This window comes from Paenibacillus sp. SRL342 (assembly GCF_984798905.1).
Genome location: NZ_OZ481790.1, coordinates 4,128,486 through 4,153,313, shown reverse-complemented (window position 1 = coordinate 4,153,313; position 24,828 = coordinate 4,128,486). Strand labels below are relative to the sequence as shown.

General features: G+C 44.1%; 18 protein-coding genes. 14 read left to right on the top strand and 4 right to left on the bottom strand.

The window, feature by feature from the left end:
- Window position 1 precedes the first annotated feature (1 nt).
- The 6 genes from lpdA to AC4E8D_RS18130 all read left to right on the top strand — a co-directional run bounded on the left by lpdA (window position 2) and on the right by AC4E8D_RS18130 (window position 8,501).
- Window positions 2-1,417: a dihydrolipoyl dehydrogenase gene (gene lpdA / locus AC4E8D_RS18155; RefSeq protein ID WP_490205060.1), complete on the top strand. Its 1,416-nt coding sequence runs from the start codon at window positions 2-4 to the stop codon at window positions 1,415-1,417.
- A 457-nt stretch (window positions 1,418-1,874) separates the two neighbouring features.
- Complete coding sequence (thyA, locus tag AC4E8D_RS18150) at window positions 1,875-2,669, top strand: thymidylate synthase (RefSeq protein WP_221821635.1); 795 nt, start codon at window positions 1,875-1,877, stop codon at window positions 2,667-2,669.
- Window positions 2,670-2,719: 50 nt separating this feature from the next.
- Window positions 2,720-3,208, top strand: coding sequence for a dihydrofolate reductase (locus tag AC4E8D_RS18145; protein ID WP_221821633.1), 489 nt, complete (start codon window positions 2,720-2,722; stop codon window positions 3,206-3,208).
- A 616-nt stretch (window positions 3,209-3,824) separates the two neighbouring features.
- The gene (locus AC4E8D_RS18140) at window positions 3,825-5,312 is read left to right on the top strand and encodes a glutamate synthase subunit beta (RefSeq protein ID WP_221821631.1); all 1,488 of its coding nucleotides are present in this window, start codon (window positions 3,825-3,827) and stop codon (window positions 5,310-5,312) included.
- A gap of 232 nt (window positions 5,313-5,544) precedes the next feature.
- Window positions 5,545-6,036, top strand: coding sequence for a ferric iron uptake transcriptional regulator (fur, locus tag AC4E8D_RS18135; protein WP_036613667.1), 492 nt, complete (start codon window positions 5,545-5,547; stop codon window positions 6,034-6,036).
- 125 nt (window positions 6,037-6,161) lie between these two features.
- Window positions 6,162-8,501, top strand: coding sequence for a type IA DNA topoisomerase (locus AC4E8D_RS18130; RefSeq protein ID WP_339177109.1), 2,340 nt, complete (start codon window positions 6,162-6,164; stop codon window positions 8,499-8,501).
- A 35-nt stretch (window positions 8,502-8,536) separates the two neighbouring features.
- On the opposite strand, the gene AC4E8D_RS18125 is transcribed toward AC4E8D_RS18130, so the two are convergent.
- Together AC4E8D_RS18125 and AC4E8D_RS18120 are read right to left on the bottom strand one after the other, a co-directional pair.
- Window positions 8,537-9,301: an HAD family hydrolase gene (locus AC4E8D_RS18125; RefSeq protein ID WP_339177107.1), complete on the bottom strand. Its 765-nt coding sequence runs from the start codon at window positions 9,299-9,301 to the stop codon at window positions 8,537-8,539.
- A 49-nt stretch (window positions 9,302-9,350) separates the two neighbouring features.
- Window positions 9,351-10,271 (bottom strand): ArsR/SmtB family transcription factor, encoded by a 921-nt coding sequence (locus AC4E8D_RS18120; protein ID WP_221821625.1) that lies wholly within the window; start codon window positions 10,269-10,271, stop codon window positions 9,351-9,353.
- Between the two features lie 207 nt (window positions 10,272-10,478).
- Here AC4E8D_RS18120 and AC4E8D_RS18115 point away from each other — a divergent pair, with 207 nt between their 5' ends.
- The 5 genes from AC4E8D_RS18115 to AC4E8D_RS18095 all read left to right on the top strand — a co-directional run bounded on the left by AC4E8D_RS18115 (window position 10,479) and on the right by AC4E8D_RS18095 (window position 16,007).
- A complete protein-coding gene (locus AC4E8D_RS18115) occupies window positions 10,479-11,669 on the top strand; it encodes an MFS transporter (protein ID WP_221821623.1) in 1,191 nt (396 codons plus the stop codon).
- An 83-nt stretch (window positions 11,670-11,752) separates the two neighbouring features.
- Window positions 11,753-12,478, top strand: coding sequence for a phosphonate ABC transporter ATP-binding protein (locus AC4E8D_RS18110; protein WP_091020744.1), 726 nt, complete (start codon window positions 11,753-11,755; stop codon window positions 12,476-12,478).
- 16 nt (window positions 12,479-12,494) lie between these two features.
- Complete coding sequence (locus AC4E8D_RS18105) at window positions 12,495-13,820, top strand: hypothetical protein (protein ID WP_339177099.1); 1,326 nt, start codon at window positions 12,495-12,497, stop codon at window positions 13,818-13,820.
- The gene (locus tag AC4E8D_RS18100; protein WP_017688086.1) at window positions 13,813-14,511 is read left to right on the top strand and encodes a response regulator transcription factor; all 699 of its coding nucleotides are present in this window, start codon (window positions 13,813-13,815) and stop codon (window positions 14,509-14,511) included. The genes AC4E8D_RS18105 and AC4E8D_RS18100 overlap by 8 nt, the downstream gene beginning before the upstream one ends.
- Window positions 14,508-16,007, top strand: a complete 1,500-nt coding sequence (locus AC4E8D_RS18095) for a sensor histidine kinase (RefSeq protein ID WP_449005489.1) — start codon at window positions 14,508-14,510, stop codon at window positions 16,005-16,007. The genes AC4E8D_RS18100 and AC4E8D_RS18095 overlap by 4 nt, the downstream gene beginning before the upstream one ends.
- A 115-nt stretch (window positions 16,008-16,122) precedes the next feature.
- Here AC4E8D_RS18095 and AC4E8D_RS18090 read toward each other — a convergent pair whose 3' ends face one another.
- Window positions 16,123-17,349: a glucose-1-phosphate adenylyltransferase gene (locus AC4E8D_RS18090; RefSeq protein WP_076210125.1), complete on the bottom strand. Its 1,227-nt coding sequence runs from the start codon at window positions 17,347-17,349 to the stop codon at window positions 16,123-16,125.
- A gap of 193 nt (window positions 17,350-17,542) precedes the next feature.
- On the opposite strand from AC4E8D_RS18090, the gene glgB reads away from it, so the two are divergent.
- The 3 genes from glgB (at window position 17,543) to AC4E8D_RS18075 (ending at window position 22,829) form a co-directional block, all read left to right on the top strand.
- Window positions 17,543-19,549 carry a 1,4-alpha-glucan branching protein GlgB gene (gene glgB / locus AC4E8D_RS18085; protein ID WP_449005488.1) on the top strand — a complete coding sequence of 669 codons (2,007 nt, stop codon included), beginning with the start codon at window positions 17,543-17,545 and terminating at the stop codon, window positions 19,547-19,549.
- The gene (gene glgA / locus AC4E8D_RS18080) at window positions 19,546-20,985 is read left to right on the top strand and encodes a glycogen synthase GlgA (protein WP_490205059.1); all 1,440 of its coding nucleotides are present in this window, start codon (window positions 19,546-19,548) and stop codon (window positions 20,983-20,985) included. The genes glgB and glgA overlap by 4 nt, the downstream gene beginning before the upstream one ends.
- Before the next feature lie 137 nt (window positions 20,986-21,122).
- On the top strand, window positions 21,123-22,829 hold the full coding sequence (locus tag AC4E8D_RS18075; protein WP_490205058.1) for a right-handed parallel beta-helix repeat-containing protein: 1,707 nt from the start codon (window positions 21,123-21,125) through the stop codon (window positions 22,827-22,829).
- Window positions 22,830-22,907: 78 nt separating this feature from the next.
- On the opposite strand, the gene AC4E8D_RS18070 is transcribed toward AC4E8D_RS18075, so the two are convergent.
- Entirely contained in the window at window positions 22,908-24,659 is a 1,752-nt protein-coding gene (locus AC4E8D_RS18070; protein WP_405117696.1) for an alpha-glycosidase, read from the bottom strand.
- Window positions 24,660-24,828 lie beyond the last annotated feature (169 nt).

The window sequence follows — 24,828 nt, the reverse complement described above, 5'->3', positions numbered from 1 at the left end:
TATGGTAGTAGGCGACGCTTCTCTCAATATCGACACATTAGTAATTGGTGCGGGTCCTGGCGGCTATGTAACTGCCATCCGCGCTGCTCAACTGGGCCAAAGCGTATTGATCGTAGACAAATCCGAACTGGGCGGTGTTTGTTTGAACCGTGGATGTATTCCATCCAAAGCCCTGATCTCTGCTGCACACCAATATGAGTCTGCACTTCACGGTGAAGCTTTTGGTATCTCTGCTGAGAACGTAAAAGTGGACTTCAGCAAAACTCAAGAGTTCAAAAACGGCGTTGTTAAGAAAATGACTGGCGGCGTAGCTGGTTTGCTCAAAGGCAACAAAGTTGAAGTTTTCAACGGTGAGTGCATGTTCATTAACGAAAACGAAGCTCGTGTATTTAATGACCACGAGTCTCCACGTTACAAATTTAAAAATGCAATTATTGCAACAGGTTCCCGTCCAATCGAACTGAAACCTTTCCCGTTTGGCGGACGCATTCTGTCTTCGACAGAAGCTCTGAACTTGCCTGAAGTACCAAAAAGCATGATCGTTATCGGTGGCGGATATATCGGTGCTGAGCTTGGTCAAATGTACTCCAAATTCGGTTCAAAAGTAACAATCATCGAAGGTTTGGATACAGTACTGCCAGGTTTCGATAAAGACATGACTAGCCTTGTGGCTAAAAACATGAAGAAAACAGGTATCGAAATCGTTACGGGTGCAAAAGCAGAAAGTGCTGAGCAAACGGACAAAGACGTAACTGTTAAATATTCCGTAAATGGTGAATCCAAAGAAGTTACTGCAGATTACTTGCTGGTGACTGTTGGACGTCGTCCAAACACGGATGGAGAACTTGGTCTCGACATGATTGGTGTTGACGTTGACGAGCGTGGATTTGTCAAAGTTGACCACCAAGGTCGCACAAGCATTCCTCACATCTTCGCAATCGGTGATATCGTATCTGGCTTGGCTCTGGCGCACAAAGCTTCTTATGAAGGTAAAGTGGCTGCTGAAGCAATCGCAGGACAACCATCTGTAGTTGACTACAAATGTATGCCAGCTGTTGTGTTCACAGATCCAGAGTGTTCCAGCGTAGGTTACACTGAAAAAGAAGCTAAAGAAAAAGGTTACAAAGTAAAAGCTGGCAAGTTCCCTTATGCGGGTAACGGCCGTGCTGTATCTTTGAACCACGCTGAAGGCTTCGTGAAAATCGTAGCTGACGAAGAAAGCGGCCTTGTATTGGGTTGCCAAATCGTTGGTCTGGAAGCTTCCAATCTGATTGCTGAGCTTGGTTTGGCAATTGAGATGGGCGCTACTTTGGAAGATCTGGCTCTCACAATTCACGCTCACCCAACTTTGGGCGAAATCGTGATGGAAGCTGCGGAATTGGTTATGGGTCACCCGATCCACATCATCTCCCGTTAAGATCATCTAAGCTTCGGATCCGTCCGGCATTATACGTATATCAGAAGAGACGAATAACGTTAACGCGTTATTCGTCTCTTTTTTCTGAGCAAGAGCCGAGAAATTTAAGATACTTGTGTATGTAATATGATGAAAATTTACACGCTCATAAGTTTCAGTGAATTGATTTTATCCAACTTCTGAATTGTGGTACACTGTAGTAATGATCAGTCATGATGTGGCTCCAAGCCAATCACGGTCTATGTATTTAGTTAACTAACCTTTTACACGAGAACGTAGAGGACAGAAAAAACCTGAAGAAGCGGAGTGCTCGCCTTTATCATCGGATTTTACCTTTGGAAAAGGAAATCAAAAAAATCTGGGGACAACAGCGATCGGAAGGTTGTTCTGTCATCGGAGTGGTAAGTGTAAATATTTTTTAGTTTAGTACGAAATAAAAGTGCGAGGGGATATCAACATGAAAAACTATCTTGATTTATTGCAGGATATTCTGAACAACGGCATGCATAAAGGAGACCGTACAGGAACGGGGACACAATCTGTATTTGGCAGACAACTCCGTTATGATCTCTCCGAAGGATTTCCGCTGGTAACAACCAAACGAATTCATCTCAAATCGGTTATTCATGAACTGTTATGGTTTTTGAGTGGCGATACCAATATATCTTATTTGAAAGAAAACGGTGTGAAGATCTGGGACGATTGGGCGGACGAAAATGGGGATCTCGGTCCGGTATACGGCTCGCAGTGGCGTACATGGGAAGCGCCAAACGGAGAAAAAATTGATCAGATCGCCGCAGTGATTGATTCGATCAAAAATAATCCGGATTCGCGTCGTCACCTTGTCAGTGCATGGAATGTGGCTGAGATCAACAATATGAAACTTCCACCTTGTCATTTTGCGTTTCAGTTTTACGTTGCAGAGGGTAAATTATCATGTATGCTTACGATGCGTTCCGTGGATACGTTCCTCGGGTTGCCGTTTAACATCGCGAGTTATGCGCTCTTGACTCATATGATCGCCCAGCAATGTGATCTTGAGGTGGGTGATTTCATCTGGTCTGGAGGGGATGTTCACATCTACTCTAACCATGTTGATCAGGTTAAAACTCAGCTGGAGCGTGAACCTTATGCTTTACCTAAGCTGGTAATCAAACGTAAGCCGGATTCTATTTTTGATTATACGTTTGAAGATTTCGAGTTTGAGAACTATCAGCATCATCCGGGCATTAAGGCTCCAATTGCAGTCTAATTATGTGTTCAATCTCGATAAGAGACTTGGATTGAAGGAGTGTATTACCCTTGAGTATTGAACTGGTATGGGCAATGGGGGAGAACGGTGTGATCGGATTAAATAATTCGATTCCATGGCGTTTACCCAAGGATATGGCCTTTTTCAAACAACGTACGCTGAACAAAACAATTATCATGGGACGTAATACGTGGGAATCCTTTGGTGGTAAGCCGCTTCCTCAGCGCCGTAATATCGTAGTGACTAGAGATCTGAACTACAAGGTGGACCAAGCTGAAATCGTACATACGATTGAAGAAGGGCTGAGTGTAACCAAAGGTGAGGAACTGTGCGTAATTGGGGGTTCCCAAGTGTATCGTGAGTTCCTGCCACTTGCAGATCGTCTTGTGGTGACCAAGATTCATGAGAATTTTGAGGGAGATACGTTTTTCCCTGAAGTGGATTGGTCCGAATGGGAACTAATTGAACAGATTGAAGGCGAACAGGATGAAAAAAATGTTTATGCGTATACATTCGAATTCTACGAACGTAAACGGTAAATTTGGCATAAGAAATTCCTGACTTCGGTCGTATTTTTATGATGAGAGGCGCTGATTGCGAAATATTCGTGAACAGCGTCTTTTCTTTTATAAAAAAATGAGTCACTTGTTTAAATTGGAGTACATATAACATTAATATAACATGATTAATTGGTATTTATGTATATTATACATACGCTCAAGCATTAAAAAGTAAAAAAGTGTAAAATTTTTGGGGTTTTAACGTTGTGAAGCCCTAAAACAGGTCTGATATTCGGAATTGAGAACGATTTATAGCAAAATATGTTGAATTTGATGACAAATTATCTGACATTTACTTAACGTTTCGACAGTTTATTTCTTTAACACACAACAGATTTCGCAGTTCAAAACCACATTAAACACCAAAATAAGGGTATTGACCATGGGTAGACTTGAAAGATATGATGTATAAAATACAAATAATTATGCGGATAATCCATTTAATATTCAGCACAGTAAATGCTACTATAATTGAAATATCTTCGAGAAGATTTTGTGATACAATAGACAAAAACTCAAGTAATGAGTAATCCATTTCATATAGAACCATGCACATGAAGGGATTAAGACAAGAACGGATGGGGGAAAACGTAAGATGTCTACACCTACTGGATTTATGGAATACAAACGTCAACTGCCAGCAGATCGTGAGCCAGCGGAGCGGATTAAGGATTGGGAAGAGTTTCATAAACACATGGCTGAAGAAGAGCTCAGAACACAAGGTGCACGATGCATGGATTGTGGTACCCCGTATTGCCATACAGGTATAGATATGATTGGTGGCACGTCAGGTTGCCCCGTGCATAACCTGATTCCAGAATGGAATAATCTTGTATATCGCGGACTGTGGAGAGAAGCACTTGAGCGCCTTCACAAAACGAATAATTTCCCAGAGTTTACAGGTCGCGTCTGTCCAGCTCCTTGCGAAGGATCATGTACAGTTGGCTTAATTGGTCAGCCTGTAACCATCAAAACGATTGAAGAAGCAATTATTGAAAAAGGTTTCGAAGAAGGATGGGTGGTTCCCCAACCTCCTGAAAAACGTACGGGTAAACGTGTAGCTGTGGTAGGCTCAGGTCCAGCGGGATTAGCTACTGCGGCTCAGTTGAATAAAGCAGGACACTCGGTAACCGTATATGAGCGTTCGGACCGTGTCGGCGGATTGCTGATGTACGGTATCCCAACCATGAAATTGGATAAAAACGTAGTTCAACGTCGTGTTGATCTGCTCGAAGCAGAAGGCATTCAATTCATTACGAACACCGAGATTGGTAAAGATATTGCAGCACAACAACTGGTGGATGAATATGACGCTGTTGTATTGTGCGGTGGTGCAACGAAGCCGCGTGAATTCAATATTGAAGGCAGCGACTTGAAAGGCGTTCATTACGCAATGGATTTCCTGAATGGCAGTATTAAGAGTTATCTGGACTCCAATCTGGAAGATGGTCAATATCTGTCCGCTAAAGATAAAGATATTATCGTCATTGGTGGCGGTGATACAGGATCTGACTGTGTGGCTACATCGCTGCGCCATGGTTGTCGTACGATCACTCAATTCGGTACGCATACCCAAGCGCCTATGGAGCGTGATCGCATTAATAATCCTTGGCCACAATTCCCTAACGTATACACACTTGATTATGCGCAAGAGGAAGCCAAAGCGTTGTTTGGTCAAGATCCGCGTGAGTTCTCCATCATGACAACAAAATTTGTCGGAGACGATGAGGGGAACCTCAAAGAATTGCATACAGTACAGATCGAGCGTATTGTGGATGAGACTGGTCGCAAGATTTATCAGCCGATTCCAGGTACAGAGCGTGTCTTCCCGGCTCAGATGGCCATGATTGCCATTGGTTTTGACGGACCGGAACAAACGTTGGTCGAGCAACTGGGACTTGCAACAGATCGTCGCACAAACGTTAAGGCACGTTACGGCAAATACAACACCAATGTGGATAAAGTATTTGCAGCAGGTGACATGCGTCGTGGTCAAAGTTTGGTTGTATGGGCAATTAATGAAGGCCGTGAGGCTGCTCGTGAAGTGGACAAATACTTGATGGGTGCTTCGGTTCTGGTGTAAAAGTATAGAACAAGATATCAATGACAACCTTCGCGATCAGCGGGGGTTGTTTGCTGTCTATTGAATAGAAAAGACTACATATTTCACGTAAGTGTGAGCAATAGCATTGCTTTTTAAGTGATAAAGATTTATTATTATATTATAATGATTATAAATAAGGATTCACTGAAACCAAGAAATTCGTACGTTAAAAGTAAAATTTAATGAATATAAACCGGAGGTGCGACCTGCTATGGCAAGTAACCGGGACAAGTCCATTTCAGAACAGATCTTTCACATTAAAAATCAATTGGTTGAAAAAGGATATAAGTTAACACAACAACGAGAAGTTACTGTACGTGTATTGCTTGAACATGAGAAGGATCATTTTAGCGCAGAGGAAGTATTCCTGCTGGTTAAGGAGCAGTTCCCTGAGATTGGATTGGCTACCGTATACCGCACTCTCGAACTGCTGAGTGACCTTCAGGTCGTTGAAAAGATTAACTTTGGTGACGGCGCTGCGCGCTTTGATCTGCGAAGTACAGACGGTTCCCATCACCACCATCATTTGATCTGTACAGAATGTGGTAAAGTGGAAGAGATTATGGAAGATGGTCTGCTTCGTTTGGAACAACAAATCGAGCGTCAGTATGGCTTTGCTGTTACGGATCATCGTCTGGATTTCCAGGGTGTATGCAAAGAGTGCAGACAAAAACATGTATTAAAGGAACAGGCAGCAGGATAATTCATTTCGGGAAGGTGCTCCCGAATCCAAAATCTGATATAATGAGTTTCAGAAGCAAGGGGCTTCCGTCGGCGGAATGCCCCTTTTTGCCGTCATGCGGACGGTGAAGGAGGAGAGATGGACGGATGAAGACACTGGTTATAGCGGAAAAACCCGACATGGGTCGAACCATTGCCGCCGTCATAGAACCAAAGGCCAAGAATAATCGCACATATCTGGAGGGTGAGCATTACATCATCACTTGGGCGATAGGGCATTTGCTTGGACTGGCTGAACCGGATGCCTATGATACAAAGTACAAACGCTGGAATATAGCGGATCTGCCGATTATACCCGATCAGTTCAAGATTGTACCCAATCCGAGGACTAAAGATCAGCTTAAAATGATTGGAGAACTGGCAAAACGGGCTTCAGCGATCGTTAATGCTTGCGATGCAGGGAGAGAAGGTCAGTACATCTTCGCCCTCATACAACAGCAATTGAAGCTGCGCCAGCCTGTAAAGCGTTTATGGATATCGGATTTGACGGCAGAGAGCATTAGACGTGGTTTTGATGGTCTGAAGGATGCCTCTGAATTTGAAAATCTGACCCATGCTGCTCGCGCCAGAAGTGAAGCCGATTGGCTGATCGGGATGAATGCCTCACGGGCGTTTACAACCCGCCATAATGCATTGTTGTCTGTAGGCCGTGTTCAGACGCCGGTACTCGCGCTAATCTACGATCGGGAAATAGAGATTGAAGCATTCCAGTCACAGACCTTTTATGAAGTAGCCGCCTGGTTTCGGCAGGAAGGTGTCGAGTACCGGGGACTGCGTCAGGGAGATAAGTTGACCGATGCGGAGGCAGCAGAGGCCATTGCAGCCAGTGTGAAGGGCAAGACAGGGCAAATTACCAAATACGAAGCGAAGCAGACGAAGGAGTATCCGTATCGTTTGTATGACCTGACCCTTTTACAGCGTGAAGCCAATGCCAAGTTTGGATATGGTGCCAAAAAAACACTGGATATCGCACAGGCCTTGTATGAAAAACACAAGGTGATTTCGTATCCGCGGACAAACTCCAACTATGTTACAGAACAGAATATTGAAGGTATGCACAAAACACTAAACCTGCTTAAAAATGGTACCTATAGTGAGCTTGCGCAAGGGGCCAAGCCAGAGCTTGTTCATAAGAATAATAAAGGGGTATGTAATCCGAGCAGGGTTGAGGATCACCATGCGATCCTACCTACTTTGAAGCGACCAGGTACCTTATCCAAGGATGAGCAGAACATCTATGATTTGATTGTAAGACGTTTCTTGTCTCACTTTTATCCTCCGGCGGAGTATAAGCAACATACCGTGCTCACCGAAGTGGAGAAACATCAGTTTAAGACATCTGTCAAAGAGCTGCTGTCCCTCGGATGGAAAGTGGTTCTTGGTTCTGGAGATCAGGAACAGGGCGGTGCAGGCAAGAAGAAGAGCAAGAAAAACGGCAATGAGGAAGAAGAAGCCGAAGAGTGGACGGACAAGGCTTTTGCTGTACAACCTGAATTGCCTGTTCAATGTACGAAGAGTGAGTTCAAGGAGAAAGCGACCCAGCCTCCCAAAAGTTATACCGAGGGAACATTGCTGAAAGCGATGGAAAGTGCAGGCAAGCAGATCGAGAATGAAGAGCTGCGAGACGCGATGAAAGATAGTGGTCTAGGTACTCCGGCTACACGTGCGGCTACAATTGAGCGTCTCAAAAACGTAGGTTACATTACGCTGCAAGGGAAGAAAATGCAGTTAACGCTCAAAGGCAGAACAGCTATTGAGTTGATTCGCCGTGCAGGCGTAGACTTGTTAACTTCACCTGAGATGACCGGGCAATGGGAAAGAAGGTTATATCAGATTTCCAAAGGTGAGGCGGGTCAGGACAAGTTCATGGAGAACGTCAAGAAATTCACCTTGTCCATCATTGAGAAAGTGCGTGTACAAGCCCCAGCCCCAGCAGATGCTTTTGGGGAAGATTCACGGGCAGGCAGGGGGAAAGGTAAAGGAGCGAGGACCCAGGCCGGCAATACAAGGACATCTGCCAAGACGGCTAGTGGTGGTTCCGCTGTAAAAACGTCCCGTCAGACTACGGCATCTTCGTCCAGAGCGGGCAGTGGGAAAAGCACGACCACCAAGGCATCATCTTCAACAGCGAGCCCAACCGGAGTGAGAGAGTTACTGGCACCTTGTCCTTCTCCAGGCTGTACAGGTCAGATTATAGAGGGCAAGAAGGGTTATGGATGCTCACGTTTCAAGGAAGGCTGTTCATTCGTGGTCTGGAAAGAGTATGCGGGTAAAAAAATCACCAGTACGATGTTAAAATCGCTGATTGAGAAGGGGAGTACACAAGTACTGTCGTTCAAACGAAAAGACGGGAGTACGGTGAAAGCACGGATTATTTTACAGGACGTAGTAACAGGCAAATTATCTGGTGAGAAGCAGGATGCTTGATCTTAGTTAACAGTTAACATACAGCAAAAGGACCCTTAACCAAGGGTCCTTTTCTGTTGCTGCTGTTGTATATTTTCGTGTATGACTTTTGGTACCTCTTCCAGTGCAGTGATGGTATACATCGATGTTTCCGGATTAGGTTGAAGATCTACGATGTTGTATTGCCATTCATTTGGTTGTTTGATATAAATGCTGTGAATTCCGGCTTTTACCGCGGGCATAATGTCTGTCCGCAGTGAGTTACCGATCATCCACGTTGCACGACGATCAAACGGTCCATTAGACAGAATGCCTTCCAGTGCCTCGACGTTTTTGTGTTGTCGGATATAGATCCGATCATCAAAATAAGCCGAGAGCTTCATCTGATCAATCTTGCGCTGCTGAATCACGGTTTCGCCGCCGGTATATAAGTAAAGGGAATGTCCAGCACCTTTAAGGTTCTCAAGCGTTTCAACCATATGAGGGTAGGGTTCAACCTCCTGATCGTACACACTCATACCCAACTTGCTCAGATAAGACTCTTCTCTGGGAGAGGTTAATCTGGCGAACTTGCCGGAGAAATAACGATAGGTGTCAATCAGGGATTGCGGGAAATGATGACTCGCAAAGCCAAGCTTGTTCACTCCGGTTACATCAATCTCCAGTTGTTTTTCCCGAATCTCTTGTGTTGTCAGAGAATGTCCATCAAACCACTCTTGCATATTCTCAAAGAATTCTCCCAAAACCAGGTTGAAGTATTTGTTGCAATATACGAGTGTATCATCAAGGTCAAACATAATATGTTGTTTCATTATTTTCATGATCTAACTCACTCCTTGTTGCCAGTAACTCCACAATGGTTCAACTAAATTATATGCGAATATAGGATTCCAGGAACATATTCAATTCAGATACGCCATCCGGACGAATACTGTATTTCTCTTTACGATTACTTCCCAGCAGATGGGTTCGAAGCAGACCTGCGATGCGCAACGCCATAACCTGATCTTTGACCGTGTCTTCATCTTTACCCAATTCTTCACACATCTCAGCGAGGGATTTGGGTTCATCCGATACGTAACGAAGCAGGCGAAGTCTTTCAGGATCAGCCAGTGCATGGGTGAAACGTAAAAGGCATGTTGGTGGTTGGTCTTCGTTCTCTTCAGGTGCATCTACGGGATACTGCATGATCATCATACCCTCATAGAAGCAGTACATATTAATAGGGCGGTTATGCACCGTTGGAAACAGGATGACTTCGTTTAGTCCAGGCATCGGTTCAACAAGAACGCCAGCTGTAGCATATTCAATGAGCAGTTCAGATCCCATTTTTTCAAGCAAAACGCGTTTTTCTTCAGCATCTTCTTCGAGCCATACACGCTGATCTTCACTTATATTCTGACAGTAGTGTTGATCCCATAGTCGCAATAATGGGACATAGCTGTTCCGAATACGCGTAGATTCTTCTATGGTAAGGGCGGGCAGAAGAGGAGACACACGTGCATACAGGTCATCCGCTGTCATTCCGGCAAGCATGTCCAGAAACTCTTGATTCTCCTTCGTATCATTTTGATACGCAGCCCATGCAAACAGGACATCAAAATCATCAAAAGGCCAAGTGGCAGCAGGTGCGAGCGCAGCTCGTACATTGGAACTTAGTTTGCCTTCCACTTCCAGAATCCATTCAGGACCTATATCCAGATGCTGAATCCATTTTTTCGTAACATAAACCAGAAAGCTGTTGAGCATTTCATATATCGGTGAAACATCAATTTTCACATGATAAGCCATATTGTTGCAGAATCCTCCCGTCACATCTAAGTGTACGCAGCGACTTAAGTACCATTATGGCTTGTTTTGCAGGGCGTTGTCCACTATAATGTTCAAGTCCGGGGCAAAGCCCCGACTATGAATAGCAGTTCAAAACCATATGTATACCATACGAAAGTCGTCAGCGATGGCGATTTTTCTTTGTGTGCTCGCAGGAGGAATGAATTCGTGTCATCGATTACTCGCCCCAAACTATCACACTCGACAGCCAACTATCTGATTTTGATTACGGTTATTGTGGTAGCTGGAATTAGTCAGGGGCTTTTGCTGCCTGTGCTTTCGATTTTTTTGGAGCAAAAAGGGGTTTCACCAGGTTTGAACGGATTAAACGCCGCCGCGTTGTACGTTGGCTCTTTTGCCATGACTCTCGTTGCGGAGCGACTACTAGGTGCATTCGGGTTCAAAAAGCTGATTGTGGGTGGCCTGATATTAGTCATGGTCCCTTTAATACTATTTCCGTATTTACCAGATATTAAAATATGGTTCATATTGCGTCTGATCGTTGGAATAGGAGACAGCGCACTTCACTATGCGGCTCAGCTCTGGGTACTGCTTGTTACGGCACCTGAGAAACGTGGGCGCTACATATCGCTATATGGCATGTCCTACGGGCTGGGATTCAGTATTGGTCCGCTGGGAATTAAGCTGCTTGGCTTTGGTGATGCTGTCCCTTTCTGGGTATTGTTCGTATGTATGGCAGCAGTACTTATACTGGTATTAATGAAGCTTCCGAATACAAAGCCGGAAAAAGCAGAGCATGGCCAGCTTCCTGAACGGCGCTTCCGTCGTAGTCTGGCATGGGCTTGGTACGCACTGTTACCTGCTCTTCTATACGGATATATGGAGGCCGGCATGAATAGTAACTTCCCCGTGTATGGCCTGCGTATTGGGTTCGACACCGATCAGATTTCGTCGTTGCTTCCCTTTATTGGGATTGGAGGTTTGTTCCTTCAATTGCCTCTGGGGATGCTGAGTGACCGGTATGGGCGTAAAAAGATATTGATGTTTGCGGGAATCAGTGGGGGGATCATCTTCATGCTGGTTCCCGTCGCAGGTACGCATTTCTGGTGGACGCTTGTATTGTTAACAATCGCAGGTGGCCTGGTCGGTTCCTTTTTTTCGCTGGGCCTGGCCTATGCCGCAGATATTTTGCCTAAAGTGTTGCTGCCTGCAGCCAACGTTGTGGCTTCCTTTCATTTCACGATTGGAAGTATTATTGGACCGAATCTGGGTGGTCAGATGATCAACTGGATTTCACCCGGAAGCATGTTCACCTTGCTCGGAATCATGTATCTTCTTTTCGGCTTGGCAGGTATATTATTTCGTCGTAAACCGGAGTTCGAATCTGTGTTAAAATAGAAGCTGGTGTTCGCATGGAAATTGATGTCCATTTCCGAGTACACTAGTGGTAGGGAAAAACATGGACAAGAGGAGACATCGCGATGATCAGAGTAGAGAACTTGAGTAAATCCGTTGGCGTGGACCGCGTTCCCGTTCTACGGGATATTCGATTTGATATGCAACAAGGAGAGATGATAGCTGTAGTTGGTTCAAGCGGTAGCGGTAAAAGCATGCTGCTCAAATGTCTGGCTATGATGGAGAAATGGGATTCCGGCCGGTTTACGGTGGATGGCGCCGAGATTTTGAAAGAAGGCTGGTCCGGAAAACGGAAAATCAAACGGGAATGGGCATACTTGGAACAGAATCCAGAACTATTTCCCAGACGTACGGCTCTTAAAAATGTATTAATCGGACGATCGGGTCAGACTCCTGTATGGAGAATGGTAACCGGTATGGTACGTTCAGATGATTATATGGGTGCTATGGATTATCTCGAAGGATTGGGATTACTTGATAAAGCACATCAAATAGCAGAGAAGCTCAGTGGTGGCGAGAAGCAGCGTGTTGCCATTGCAAGAGCACTTGCTCATGGTGCCAAAGTGGTTTTGGCTGATGAACCAGTGATTGGTCTTGACCCTCACACAGCAGATTCGGTGCTGGAAACGCTGCGCAAATTATGTGAAGAAGAACGTGCAACAGTCATTGCAGTATTGCCCATTGAACTTGCTGAGAAACATGCCACGCGAATCTGGGGGTTGGCAGACGGCAAGATTGCTTTTGATATTCGTGGACGGAGATTGACACAGCAAGAAAAAAACCAGATTTAAACTATTGAAAAGAGTGATGAGATTGTTTAATTCACGGTGGGGACGCTTTGTAGCAGCAGGAACAATGGCGATCATGCTTGGTTCTGTTCTAAGCGGATGCACAGTCATAAGTGACCCCAAAGGTTTGATGAGAAAACCAATGATGTCCACCGATAAGGAGAAATTGTACAACGTGGTTCAGGTTAAACTGCCGCCAGAGAGCACGTTGATTCGTCCCAAGGATATGAATAACACCAGTATGATTCGAGTAGAAGACCTGAATGGGGATGGAACTCGGGAAGCGATTGTTTTTTATGAGACACCGAATGAGAATGTGCGAATCCATGGCATGATTTTGGAAGAGCAGGGAGGCACATGGGTTAAAAAGCTTACATTTGATGTGCCGGGAAATGAGTTGCAATCCTTTAAAGTATTGGATATTACGAATGACGGAAATCCCGATATTATTCTTGGTGTAAGTCTGCAGGAGCAGAAGGCCCTGACTGCATATTCCTACAAGGGCGGGGCACTGGAGCAGGTCTTGGGTGGAGTTCCGTATAATCAATATATTATTGATAATGCGCAGGGGAACACGCTGGATTTAAGTGGGGATGGCAAGAGTGATTTTGTTATCATTTCGCTGAACAACAGCGGTTTTGCAACGATTGCGTTATACCAGTACGAAGATGGCAGCTTCAAGGAAGTGGATCGGGTGCAGACCGATTATACCGTTAAAGAAGTTTATAATGCGCTGGGCGGAGAGATCGCCGAAGGACAGATGGGCATTGTACTGGATGCCGAGCTGGATGATCGGAGTTCCTTTTCGCAAATTATGTATGTTAAGGATAACAAGTTAGTCAATGCTTTTAAATCACCGGATCAAACGTATAGAGATGACAAAATTTTAAGCGGTGATGTCGATAATGATGGTATTATTGAGTTTGGACTTAAAGAGACTCCGAAAGGCTGGGAGCATTACGTTTTTGACTCCAGGTTGTGGTTCTATACCTATTACCAATGGGATGGTAAAGAAGGCAAGAAATTTGTCTCGTTCCAATTCCGGGATGACGCTGATTTATTTCATCTAAATCTCAAACCAGAGTGGTACGGTAAGATTACTATTGACACCAAATCGGAGAAGGAAAAATATATTCGCTTTAAAATGATTGATACGGACGAAACCGTGGCAGAGATCAAATATTTCACCCTTTCCAAGTGGGAACAGGAGAAGGGTAAAAGCTGGAAGGAAATTACGCGTACCAAAGATCGGGTTATTGCTTCACGAGTAGCACAATCAGAGGCGGGTAAAGATGCACTGAGCAATACTTCTCAGCTGAATAGAAAGGGAGAACTTAATGAGTAAAGTACTTATTCTTGAGGATGAAGAATCCATCCGCAGTTTTATAGTGATTAATTTAAAGAGAAACGGATTCGAAGTGCTTGAGGCGGGTGACGGCCATGAAGCGCTCCGCATACTGCAGACAGTACCGGATATTGATCTGGCTCTACTGGATGTCATGGTACCTGGTATTGATGGATTTGAGGTCTGTCGACGCATCCGTGAAACTAATGAACGTCTGGGCATCATCTTTTTGACCGCGAAAGTTCAGGAACAGGATAAAGTGTATGCTCTCTCCGTTGGTGCAGATGATCATGTCAGCAAGCCTTTCAGCCCAACAGAGTTGATTGCACGTATTCAGTCTTTATTACGTCGTGTGAACGTGCATCGGGAAACTGCGGCAAAGGTTACGTTCCAGTCTGGGCCATTTTCACTGGATCTGATCTCGAAGCAATTCAAGAAACAGAATGAAGCCATTGAGTTGACTCCAACGGAGTTTTCCTTGATTCAGTTTTTCCTGGAAAAAGAAAATACACCGCTCAGCCGCGATGTATTGTTAGATCATGTATGGGGAAAAGAGTACATGGGTGATCCAAAAATTGTGGATGTCAACATTCGTCGTCTGCGTCAGAAAATTGAGAACAATCCTTCCGAGCCCGAATACCTGCAGACAGTATGGGGTCACGGGTACAAATGGAAGGGCCGGGAGCAATGATTAAAAAAGGCATTACTCGGCAGATCGTACTACATTATTTCTTTGTAGTTTTTCTCGCTCTGCTGTTGGTCGAATTCGTATTTATGTTGGCAGTTCAAAGGTATTATTATGAGAGTATCTACAATACGATTAGTACCCACATTTCTAATTCAAAGGACTTTTTCGAGCCAATCGCTCGTGAGAATACTACGGAGGATGGCAATAATCTATCTAGACTCCTTGTGAACTTGGCATTGTCCAATACTGAATTGGAAATTTTGGATCTGAACGGGCGCGTATTGGCGAGTTCAACTGCTTTTGAATCTGACCGTGCCGTACTGCAAACCAGTGATATTATGCAGGCTCTGAACGGAGATATGGGACGCTGGATTGGAAGACAACCAGGTACTGGAGAATCCGTCATGGCCGTTTCACACAAGTTTGATCTGGGCGGCGAAAATACTTATGTTATTCGATATTTGACTTCACTCGAAGATGTGAATTCAAAGTTGTTGAATATGGGACTACTCGCCGCTGCGGTCGGTGTTGGCGTGCTTGCTATAGTGTTAATCATCAGCATTGGTATGGCAAATTCCATTGTACGTCCAATTAACAACATCACCGCAGTATCTGCTCAAATGGCCAGAGGACGGCTGGATGTCAGGGTTAAAGGGAATTATAAGCACGAACTGGGCGAATTGGCATCAACACTTAACTTCATGGCACATGAGATTGTGCGCAGTAATCAGATCAAAGATGATTTTATCTCTTCGATCTCACATGAATTAAGAACACCTCTGACCAGCATTAAGGGCTGGAGCGAGACACTGGACTCAGGCGGTTATGATCCGGAAGAAACCCGTATCGGTATGGGCATCATTTCCAAGGAAACCGAACGACTGATTGGACTTGTTGAAGAGATGCTGGATTTCTCCAAATTACAGCAAAATCAGATGAAGCTGGTCAAAGGAACGGTCAACATTCGTGAAATTGTACAGGAAACGATGTTGAATGTCTGGGCCAAAGCGGAACAAAAACAGGTCCATCTCAAGTTGGAAACGGACGAGACACGTGCTTATAATGTCCATGGGGACGGCAACAGACTGAAACAAGTCTTCTTAAACATTGTGGATAATGCGATCAAATTTTCACACGAGAATTCCTGGATCTTCTTGTCCGTCAAAGAGGAAAATGGTCAGATCATTGCAGCTGTTCAGGACACCGGTATCGGAATTAGTGAAGAACACCTAATCAAAGTACGGGACCGCTTCTTCCAGGTTAATCATCAAAATGGGGGAACGGGACTGGGTCTTGCGATTACGCAAGAACTGGTAGAACTGCATGAGGGGACGATCACGATGCAGAGTGAACTTGGATCTGGTACAACCGTTACGGTTACGTTACCGGCTGTGCCTGAGGAAATGGGTACAGAAGAATCTGTAAACGCGTCTGGTGATGCTGAAGTCACAGATGAGAGGACAGCAAGCGATACAAAATCGGATATAGAAAAGTCTTAAGGTTTTAAAAGATAAGAGATTTTTCTACCTGACCCTCGAGCATGTTACGCTTTATAACATCCATATCAACACAAAAAAAGGTGAGCCATTCAAGGCTCACCTTTTTTGCATATTATTATGAAGAAAGTTCACCTGTGCGCAGGCGCCCACTTTTCTCATATACTTCTTTCAACATACGAACAGGTTGCGTACGGACAGCCGGTTTGGCAGAGACGATCTCGTTAGGTCCAACGACAACAATTTCATCTGCCGTACCTTTAACAATTGCACCGTCCTTGATTATTGCCCCTTCACCGATGATGGCGCGTTCGATGTGAACCCCACGGCCTATGCGTGCATTAGGCATAACGACACTGTCTTTAACCTCAGAGCCTTTACCCACTTCTGCACCGCAGAAGATAACGGAACGCTCCGAACGACCTTCGATTGCACAAGAGTCGTGAATCATGGAAGTAACATGTTCGATCTTTGTATGTCTTGCTTTGTAAGCACTTGGCTTGGAGCGCCAGTCGCGAGTAAACATCGGCCAGTTTTCTTTTTGCAGACTCCAGTCTTCCTCGTTGTGTAACAGATCCATATGTGCATCCCAAAGGCTCTTAACCGTACCTACGTCTTTCCAATAACCATTAAAGTTATAGACAAAGAGGGGATTATTTTCGTTCAACATTTGAGGAATAACATCTTTACCGAAGTCATGGCTGGATTCAGGGTTAGCGGCATCTTCCAAGAGATGGCGTTTCAGATAATCCCATTTGAACATGTAAATGCCCATTGAAGCCAGATTACTTTTTGGTTCAGCCGGTTTCTCGGCAAACTCGGTTACACGTAAATTCTCATCAGCAGCCATAATACCGAAGCGATGTGCTTCATCCCATGGAACTTCCATTACTGAAATCGTTGCTGCTGCATTATTGGCCTGATGAGCCTCCAACATCTCGCGATAATTCATATGATAAATATGATCACCCGACAAAATTAGAACATTTTCGGGGTTTTGCTGATCAATATAGTCAATATTTTTATAAATAGCATCCGCCGTTCCCAAGTATTCGTCATTTCCTGTATGATAAGATGGAAGTAAGGAAATTCCTGCCTGACTTGAGTTACCATGTCCCCATGGTTCGCCTTGACCAATGTGATCATGCAAAGATTCCGCTTGGTACTGCGTTAATACGCCTACAGTATCGATCCCTGAGTTTACGCAGTTACTGAGAGGAAAATCGATGATCCGGTAGTGCCCGCCAAACGGTACAGCGGGTTTTGCGATACTTGAGGTTAAAGGGGCTAATCGCTTCCCTTCTCCTCCCGCCAACAGCATAGCGATGCAATCTTTATTAAACATAATCGTTTCCCTCCCAAAATATTGTGCATTGTAGTACATCATTAACGCAAAGTAGAGCAGATGAAACGATTGTTACTGTAAAAATTCAGAAAAAAGACAACATTTTCTAAGACACCGCATTTTTCTTTTCAACTTGGCTAGAATGGGGTAATGGTTACTGTTATATCTATTTTCTTGAGAAGAAGGTGATCTCTTGGCCATTCAACCGTTGGCACACCCGGACATATTGCCGGAGCATATTTATTTATTTCATGAAGGTAACCTTCATCACAGTTATCGAATTTTGGGCGCACAGCCTGAGATCTGCGATGGCCGTCAGGGGTATCGCTTTACCGTGTGGGCACCAAATGCCGCAGAAGTAGGATTGGCTCTGGACCGTAATGGATGGAAAGGTGAAAAGGAACCTTTATATAAGATACCCGAATCAGGATTTTGGAGTCGTTTTTTTCCGGAAATTAGTGAAGGAACTTTATACAAGTTCCGTATATTAACGGAAGACGGAACAGAATTGCTCAAAGCCGATCCTTATGCGTTTCATGCGGAGGTTCGACCTCAGACAGCCTCTGTCACCAGTTCAATCGAAGGGTACAAATGGAATGATGGAGCCTGGAGACGCAAACAACGCGGGCTGTATAATAAACCCCTACATATTTATGAAATGCATATGGGAACCTGGAAGCGCAAAGAAGACGGAAGCCTCTACAGTTATCGAGAGATGGCTGATTTGCTTGTTCCTTACTTATTGGAAATGAAATATACACATGTTGAGATGATGCCTCTTAGTGAGCATCCTTATGATCTTTCGTGGGGATACCAAAACACTGGATTTTACGCGCCAACAAGCCGTTACGGACAGCCCAAAGATCTGATGTATCTGGTGGATACACTACATCAGGCTGGAATTGGAGTTCTGCTGGATTGGGTACCAGCGCATTTTGCCAAAGATGCTCATGGGTTGCGTATGTTTGATGGTACGCCTTTGTATGAGTATGCAGACCCGATGTTAGCAGAGAAGCCAGGCTGGGGTACTCTTAGCTTTGACTACTCGAAACCTGAGATTCGTTCATTTCTGATCTCCAATGCATTATATTGGATGGAGATGTATCATTTTGACGGACTCCGTGTTGATGCGGTTACGAGTATGCTTCGGCTTGATTTTGAGAAGCAGCCAGGTCAATATCGTACCAATGATGAAGGTGGTCTTGAGAACAAGGAAGCTGTAGCTTTTTTGCAGCAGCTGAATCAGACGGTGTTCAAGTATTTCCCTTATGCATTGATGATGGCTGAAGAATCCAGTGCATGGCCAATGGTGACTTTACCTGTAGATGAAGGTGGTCTGGGCTTCAACTACAAATGGAACATGGGCTGGATGAACGATACGCTTGATTACATGGAATCTGATTTTCATGAGCGTCCTTCCAAACATCATTTGCTGACTTTCCCGGTCGTATACTCCTTTGCTGAAAATTATGTGCTACCTCTGTCACATGACGAGGTTGTTCATGGCAAAAAGTCGCTCCTCGACAAGATGCCAGGAACCTATGAGCAGAAATTTGCCGGCATGCGTGCTTTTCTGGGCTATTTTATGACTTTCCCAGGGAAAAAGCTGTTGTTTATGGGTGGAGACTTTGGCCAGTTCATCGAATGGAAAGATGAAGATCAACTGGACTGGTTCTTGCTGGATTATGACAGTCACCGCAATTTGCATAAGTTTGAGCGTGAGCTGTCTAACCTGTACTTGAGTGAAAAAGCTTTGTGGGAGCTTGATCATTCCTTGGACGGTTATGAATGGATCACTCCGGATGATCAGGACCAGAGTGTCATTTCATACGTACGCAAAGGAAAAAAACCTGCGGATACACTCCTTGTGCTCATTAACTTTCAGCCGGTCAAGCGGGAGCGTTACCGGATTGGTGTCATGCGTCCCGGTATGTATACCGAAGTACTGAACAGTGACCATTCCGTTTACGGCGGTTCAGGCATTACTAATGATATGCAACTGCCTACCGAAAAGATTCCTTTTCATGGGCATCCGCATAGTCTCGAATTGGTATTGCCTCCGCTTAGCATCGTGATTCTAAAAAAGAACACGCGTCGGAAAACGGATGAATCACCTGCGAGTATAACTTCCGTCAGTTCAAAAACAAAGAATAATAATGAAAGCAATACGCTCAAACCGAAGAGGAGGACAAAGGCATGAATATTCTATTTGCTGCTGCTGAAGTACATCCATTTATCAAAACAGGAGGCCTTGCTGACGTAATCGGTGCTCTCCCGTTGGCATTGAAGAAGAGCGGGGCAGATGTGCGGGTGATTATGCCTAAATACAAGGGGATTCCCGATGAGTATAAAGACGCGTTACAGCCCGTAATTACAACGGATGTGCCTCTTGGCTGGCGGAGACCTTATTGTGGAATAGAAATGCTGGTTCATGATGGGATTCCAGTATATTTTGTGGATAATGAATATTATTTTGGGCGTGATGGAGTGTACGGTTATATGGATGATGGCGAGCGTTTCGCCTTCTTCAACCGTGCAGTTCTCGAAGTGTTGCCACAGATTGAGTTCAAGCCTGACGTGCTGCACAGTCATGACTGGCATGCAGGAATGATTCCTTTGGTGCTTGAAGCACACTACAGACACGATCCATTTTACAGTGATATTCGTACGGTATTCACTATACATAACTTGTTGTATCAAGGGGTATTCCCGCATCAGTTATTCAGTGATATCCTTGAGCTGGACGATCGATATTTCACCGTGGATGGAGCCGAGTATTACGGTAATGTCAACTTCCTGAAGGCTGGAATTGTCTACGCTGACCATGTAACAACCGTTAGTCCAACTTACGCACAGGAAGTGAAAACATCTTATTACGGATACGGTCTGGACGGACTGCTTAGTTCACTTGGAGATCGATTCAGCGGGATTGTAAATGGCATTGATACCAAGAGTTACAACCCGGCTACAGACACCAAAATCCCGGTGAAATACAGAACAAGTCTGTCCAAAAAAACGGAAAACAAAATTGAGCTGCAAAAGGAACTTGGATTGCCTGTTCGACCAGATGCACCTCTTATGGTCATGGTCACAAGGCTCGTGGATTCTAAAGGACTTGATCTGGTCTGCCGCATCCTGGATGAATTGTTGTATTATGATGACATTCAATTCGCTGTACTTGGAACAGGGGAGCAGTCCTATGAACACTGGTTCCGTGAAGCCGCGAATCGTTATCCACTCAAAATGTCTGCCCAGATCAAGTTCAACGATGGGTTATCCCGTCGGTTCTATGCAGGCAGTGATATCTTCCTCATGCCATCCAGGTTCGAGCCATGTGGTATTAGTCAGTTGCTGGCTCTGCGGTACGGCAGTGTGCCTCTCGTAAGAGAAACAGGTGGTCTGAACGATACTGTGCAGGCATACAATGAGTTTAGCGGTGAAGGAAATGGTTTCTCATTTACCAGCTTTAACGCACATGACATGATGAATACCATTCGACGTGCGGAGGAGATCTACAAACAGCCAGAACACTGGAAGAAGATTGTGAAAAATGCAATGAACGGGGATTATAGCTGGGATGTCTCCGCCGATGAGTATATGAATATTTACCGTGGTATTGCTACATCGTCCGAATAAATATTATCACTCTAATGAGCCGCAGTATTCTACTGCGGCTGTTTTGCAGGCTTATGTCGGGGAATAGTAACATTTCCGTTTGTATTTTGCAGATGAAATGTGATTCATTCAAAACTTAATGAAAGAGAGTTGGTAAAGTGAACAATCACATTAATTTCACCTCCGCTTACAATCCACATATGGAGGCATTGAGTAGTGCCCAAAAATTTGATCCTGTAAAATTGAATGAAATGTTTAGTCAAGTGATGGGAAATATCGCATCTGTGCAAGCCTTAACGACCGGAAATACGATTAATGTAAGGGATTTTGCTCCTGGAGATGGGAGTAATCAGTCAGTTCAGATCAAAGCTTTTTTTGACTCAGCCAATGAAGGCGACGTTTTGTTATTTACACCAGGGCACTATAAAGTGGTGAAGTCAGGATGGTTTTATACTTTTACTGGAAGATCGGTAATCATTAGAGCCCTTCCGGGAGCGATATTTGAGGTTTCTGATCAGGGATTGAGATTTGAGGATAGTAACCATATTGAAGTGAGTGGTTTGACATTAATTCGGACTACACAAGCTGGTTGGAGTAAAGGAAGAACAGGAATACATGTAGAGAATTCAAGCAATGTTATTTTGCAAAATAATGATATTAGCAAATTTACTGATGGAATTGGAGTTAATGGTCCAAGTAGTCAAGATCGTCCATCCCGAAACGTGGTTATCAGAAACAATAAACTTCATCATTTAGGTGAAGAGCCCATCGCCGTGAGGAGCAATTTAGCTTTTGTGATCATAAGTGAAAATGACTGTTTTAGATTCCTTGGAGATGGAATCTTGATTAAAGCGACTTGGAATGTATGTATTACAAACAATTATTTGCATACTCCTGTGCTATCAACCGATAGTGATTATCCTACTTTTACAGCAGGATTACAGGGTACGAATGTACCCAAAGTTGGTGGAGGCATAACCTGTAACAATGAAGGTGGCGAAACTGGGTCAAGAAATATGCATATTCATGCCAACAGCGTCATTGGAACTGCTTTTGGAATAGGGCTTATTGGCTTCAGAGGCGCATTTGTTACTTCGAATGTTTTTAATGATATCAGGAACAGTTCTGTTATTTCTGTTTCTTTCTTTCCTTCACAATATAACCCGGGAGGTGTACCCAATCATGTTTTTGTTATTCAAGGCAATCTCATTGACACGATTTCCAAAACAAGTTCCACATCAGCTATTGAAGCAAGAAGTAGTATAGGAACTGATGGTATGGACATCGGGATCATATCAGATAATATTATCATTCCCAATGGAAACCATTGGGGCATTGTCGCAGACGGTAATATCATTATAAAAGGAAATTATATTGCTAACGCAGGAATCGCGATGGATATAGGTAATGGTGTTATTGCTTCGAATAATATTATACAACCTGATTTTGAAATAGCAAATTCTGACCGGATGGTCAGTGTTAATCATAATGTTACGTTTACCAATAATTCAATTTCAGGCAAAACTACGACACTTAAAGTTCGTGGCTCCAACAATGTCATTACGGGAAATCGTATGAAATATGATGGGAGCTGGTGGGCAGTTCACCTGGATAACGCAAATCATATTGTTGAAAATAACATAATAAGAGATAACGTGTTAATTGTATCCGCAAATGCTACTGGCCGATATTTATTCGGTTCGAACCCTTTTCCGGATGGGAAAAATGTAGTGATCGACATGGTCAAAGACAATAATGGTATTGTCTATCAAGTGGTCAACGATCTCGTGCTTGTCGGACCTAATTCTACACGCTGGAAAGTTATTGTTGACTCAAATGGCAATGTAAAAGCTACAAAGTTATAGCAAAATCAACAAAACCTCCTGAAGTATCGGAATCCATGAAAGATTAGTTCTGATACTTCAGGAGATTTATGAGTTAATTTAAGCCGGATCAAGCTGCCTGTACAAAATCCGGTACCCGTAGGGATCAAGCTTAACATTCATCATGCCATCAGTTGGATACACAGACTCTTCCGTTAAAGCATCCTTCCAGTCTTTGGTTTCCATGGGATGAGAGAGCGTACGATCTTGAGAAGTATTATTCATCCATACAGTAAAGTGGAGGTTTTCATCTACACGTTCGTACACGATACAGGGATCGTTAGGATCAGCTTTGAGGAAACGGAAGCGTCCTTTGCGCAGGGCTTCATTGCTTTTGCGTAAATCGATCATCAGACGATAGAAATCGTAGAGTTCTCTGTCTTGTTTAGCAGGGTCCCATTCCATGCATTTTCGGCAATCCGGGTCAGCACCACCACTAATTCCAACCTCATCTCCATAGAAGATACAAGGTGTGCCAATATAGGTGAATAGAAATACAACCGATAACTTTAATCGGCGTTTGTCTTCTCCTAACCGGGTGAGCAGGCGAGGGGTATCATGGCTGCAGAGCATATTGAAGATTACTTCATTGGTTTGTTGCGGATAGCGCATAATCAGTGAACCCATCTCGTTGGCAAAATTATACCCATCCATTGAACCACAGAAGAACTGAAGCACTTTGTCGGCAAAAGGATAATTCATGACGGAATCGAATTGATCTCCCATAAGCCAGGTCAAGGAATCGCTCCATACTTCACCAACAATATAAGCTTCAGGATTCGCAGCCTTAACAACCTTGCGGAAATCACGCCAGAAATGGTTGTCCACTTCATTCGCTACATCCAGTCGCCAGCCATCCAGCTTGATCTCCTTGATCCAGTACTCAGCCACATCGAGTAGATAGGCCTTAACCTCTGGGTTGGCTGTATTGAATTTGGGCATGTTGCCATAGAACCCGAACGTATCGTAGGTAGGTATACCGTCCTTAATCTGCAACGGATATTCATTGATGTGGAACCAATCCGCATACTTTGAGTTTTTTCCATGTTGGAGTACGTCTTGAAAAGGAGGGAAGTCTTCGCTGCAATGGTTAAACACCGCGTCAAGCATGACACGTATACCCAGGCGATGGCATTCTTCTGTCACTTGTTTGAGCATGGCGTTATCACCGAAATGGGGGTCTACCTTTTTATAATCAATGGTGTCGTATTTGTGGTAGGAATTAGCCTGAAATAACGGGGTAAAGTAAATGGCGTTCACGCCAAGTTCAGTCAAGTCATACAGATGATCCAGCACACCTTGCAGATCTCCACCAAAATAATTGTCCAACTCAGGTTTGCCACCCCAGTCATGTATTCCTTGTGGGTTCAGTTTGGGATCTCCATTGGCAAATCGTTCAGTCATGATCTGATAAAAGACGGCTTCTTTGGCCCATTCAGGCACCTTAAACACATCGATCTCGTGGATATAAGAGAACTCATAGTATCCTCCGGTGGGATAGGGGGTCTCATAATGAATTCCATTATCCGCAAGAAACACATCCTCTGAACCGGCGGTTATCCGAAATATATAGGTGAGACGTTTGAATTGTGGCTTGACGGCAGCCTCCCAATAATCAAACATGCGATCGGAAGCAGCTTTCTCCAGTTGAATTTCCTTGTAGGTTCCGTTCCAATTGTACTTATCTCCGGTCAGTGCAGTCACGTATTGCACATCATTGCGCTTGGTTCGTACGCGCAGATGTATGGTAGACGAATTATAGGCGTAAGCCCACTTGTCACGAGGGACATGATACATGGCTTCGAGCAGCATGACAGCACCTCCTGAATATAGGATAAGTTATAGCAATATATAACCAAGTTAGCCAGCAAATGAACCATATTTACTGTAATAAAATGTATTATTTTCAGTGTTTTCAAGGCTTTTTTTCATAGCATATCCAGCTTCTTACTGGATATACTTACAGATTATTACGAAAAGG

Bases quoted from the DNA above. Each gene is read 5' to 3' on its own strand.
- AC4E8D_RS18140 (WP_221821631.1), top strand. From the start codon at position 3,825: ATGTCTACACCTACTGGATTTATGGAATACAAACGTCAACTGCCAGCA.
- AC4E8D_RS18125 (WP_339177107.1), bottom strand. From the start codon at position 9,301: ATGAAAATAATGAAACAACATATTATGTTTGACCTTGATGATACACTC.
- AC4E8D_RS18095 (WP_449005489.1), top strand. From the start codon at position 14,508: ATGATTAAAAAAGGCATTACTCGGCAGATCGTACTACATTATTTCTTT.
- thyA (WP_221821635.1), top strand. From the start codon at position 1,875: ATGAAAAACTATCTTGATTTATTGCAGGATATTCTGAACAACGGCATG.
- AC4E8D_RS18110 (WP_091020744.1), top strand. From the start codon at position 11,753: ATGATCAGAGTAGAGAACTTGAGTAAATCCGTTGGCGTGGACCGCGTT.
- AC4E8D_RS18070 (WP_405117696.1), bottom strand. From the start codon at position 24,659: ATGCTGCTCGAAGCCATGTATCATGTCCCTCGTGACAAGTGGGCTTAC.
- fur (WP_036613667.1), top strand. From the start codon at position 5,545: ATGGCAAGTAACCGGGACAAGTCCATTTCAGAACAGATCTTTCACATT.
- AC4E8D_RS18120 (WP_221821625.1), bottom strand. From the start codon at position 10,271: ATGGCTTATCATGTGAAAATTGATGTTTCACCGATATATGAAATGCTC.
- AC4E8D_RS18090 (WP_076210125.1), bottom strand. From the start codon at position 17,349: ATGTTTAATAAAGATTGCATCGCTATGCTGTTGGCGGGAGGAGAAGGG.
- lpdA (WP_490205060.1), top strand. From the start codon at position 2: ATGGTAGTAGGCGACGCTTCTCTCAATATCGACACATTAGTAATTGGT.
- AC4E8D_RS18130 (WP_339177109.1), top strand. From the start codon at position 6,162: ATGAAGACACTGGTTATAGCGGAAAAACCCGACATGGGTCGAACCATT.
- AC4E8D_RS18105 (WP_339177099.1), top strand. From the start codon at position 12,495: ATGAGATTGTTTAATTCACGGTGGGGACGCTTTGTAGCAGCAGGAACA.
- AC4E8D_RS18100 (WP_017688086.1), top strand. From the start codon at position 13,813: ATGAGTAAAGTACTTATTCTTGAGGATGAAGAATCCATCCGCAGTTTT.
- glgA (WP_490205059.1), top strand. From the start codon at position 19,546: ATGAATATTCTATTTGCTGCTGCTGAAGTACATCCATTTATCAAAACA.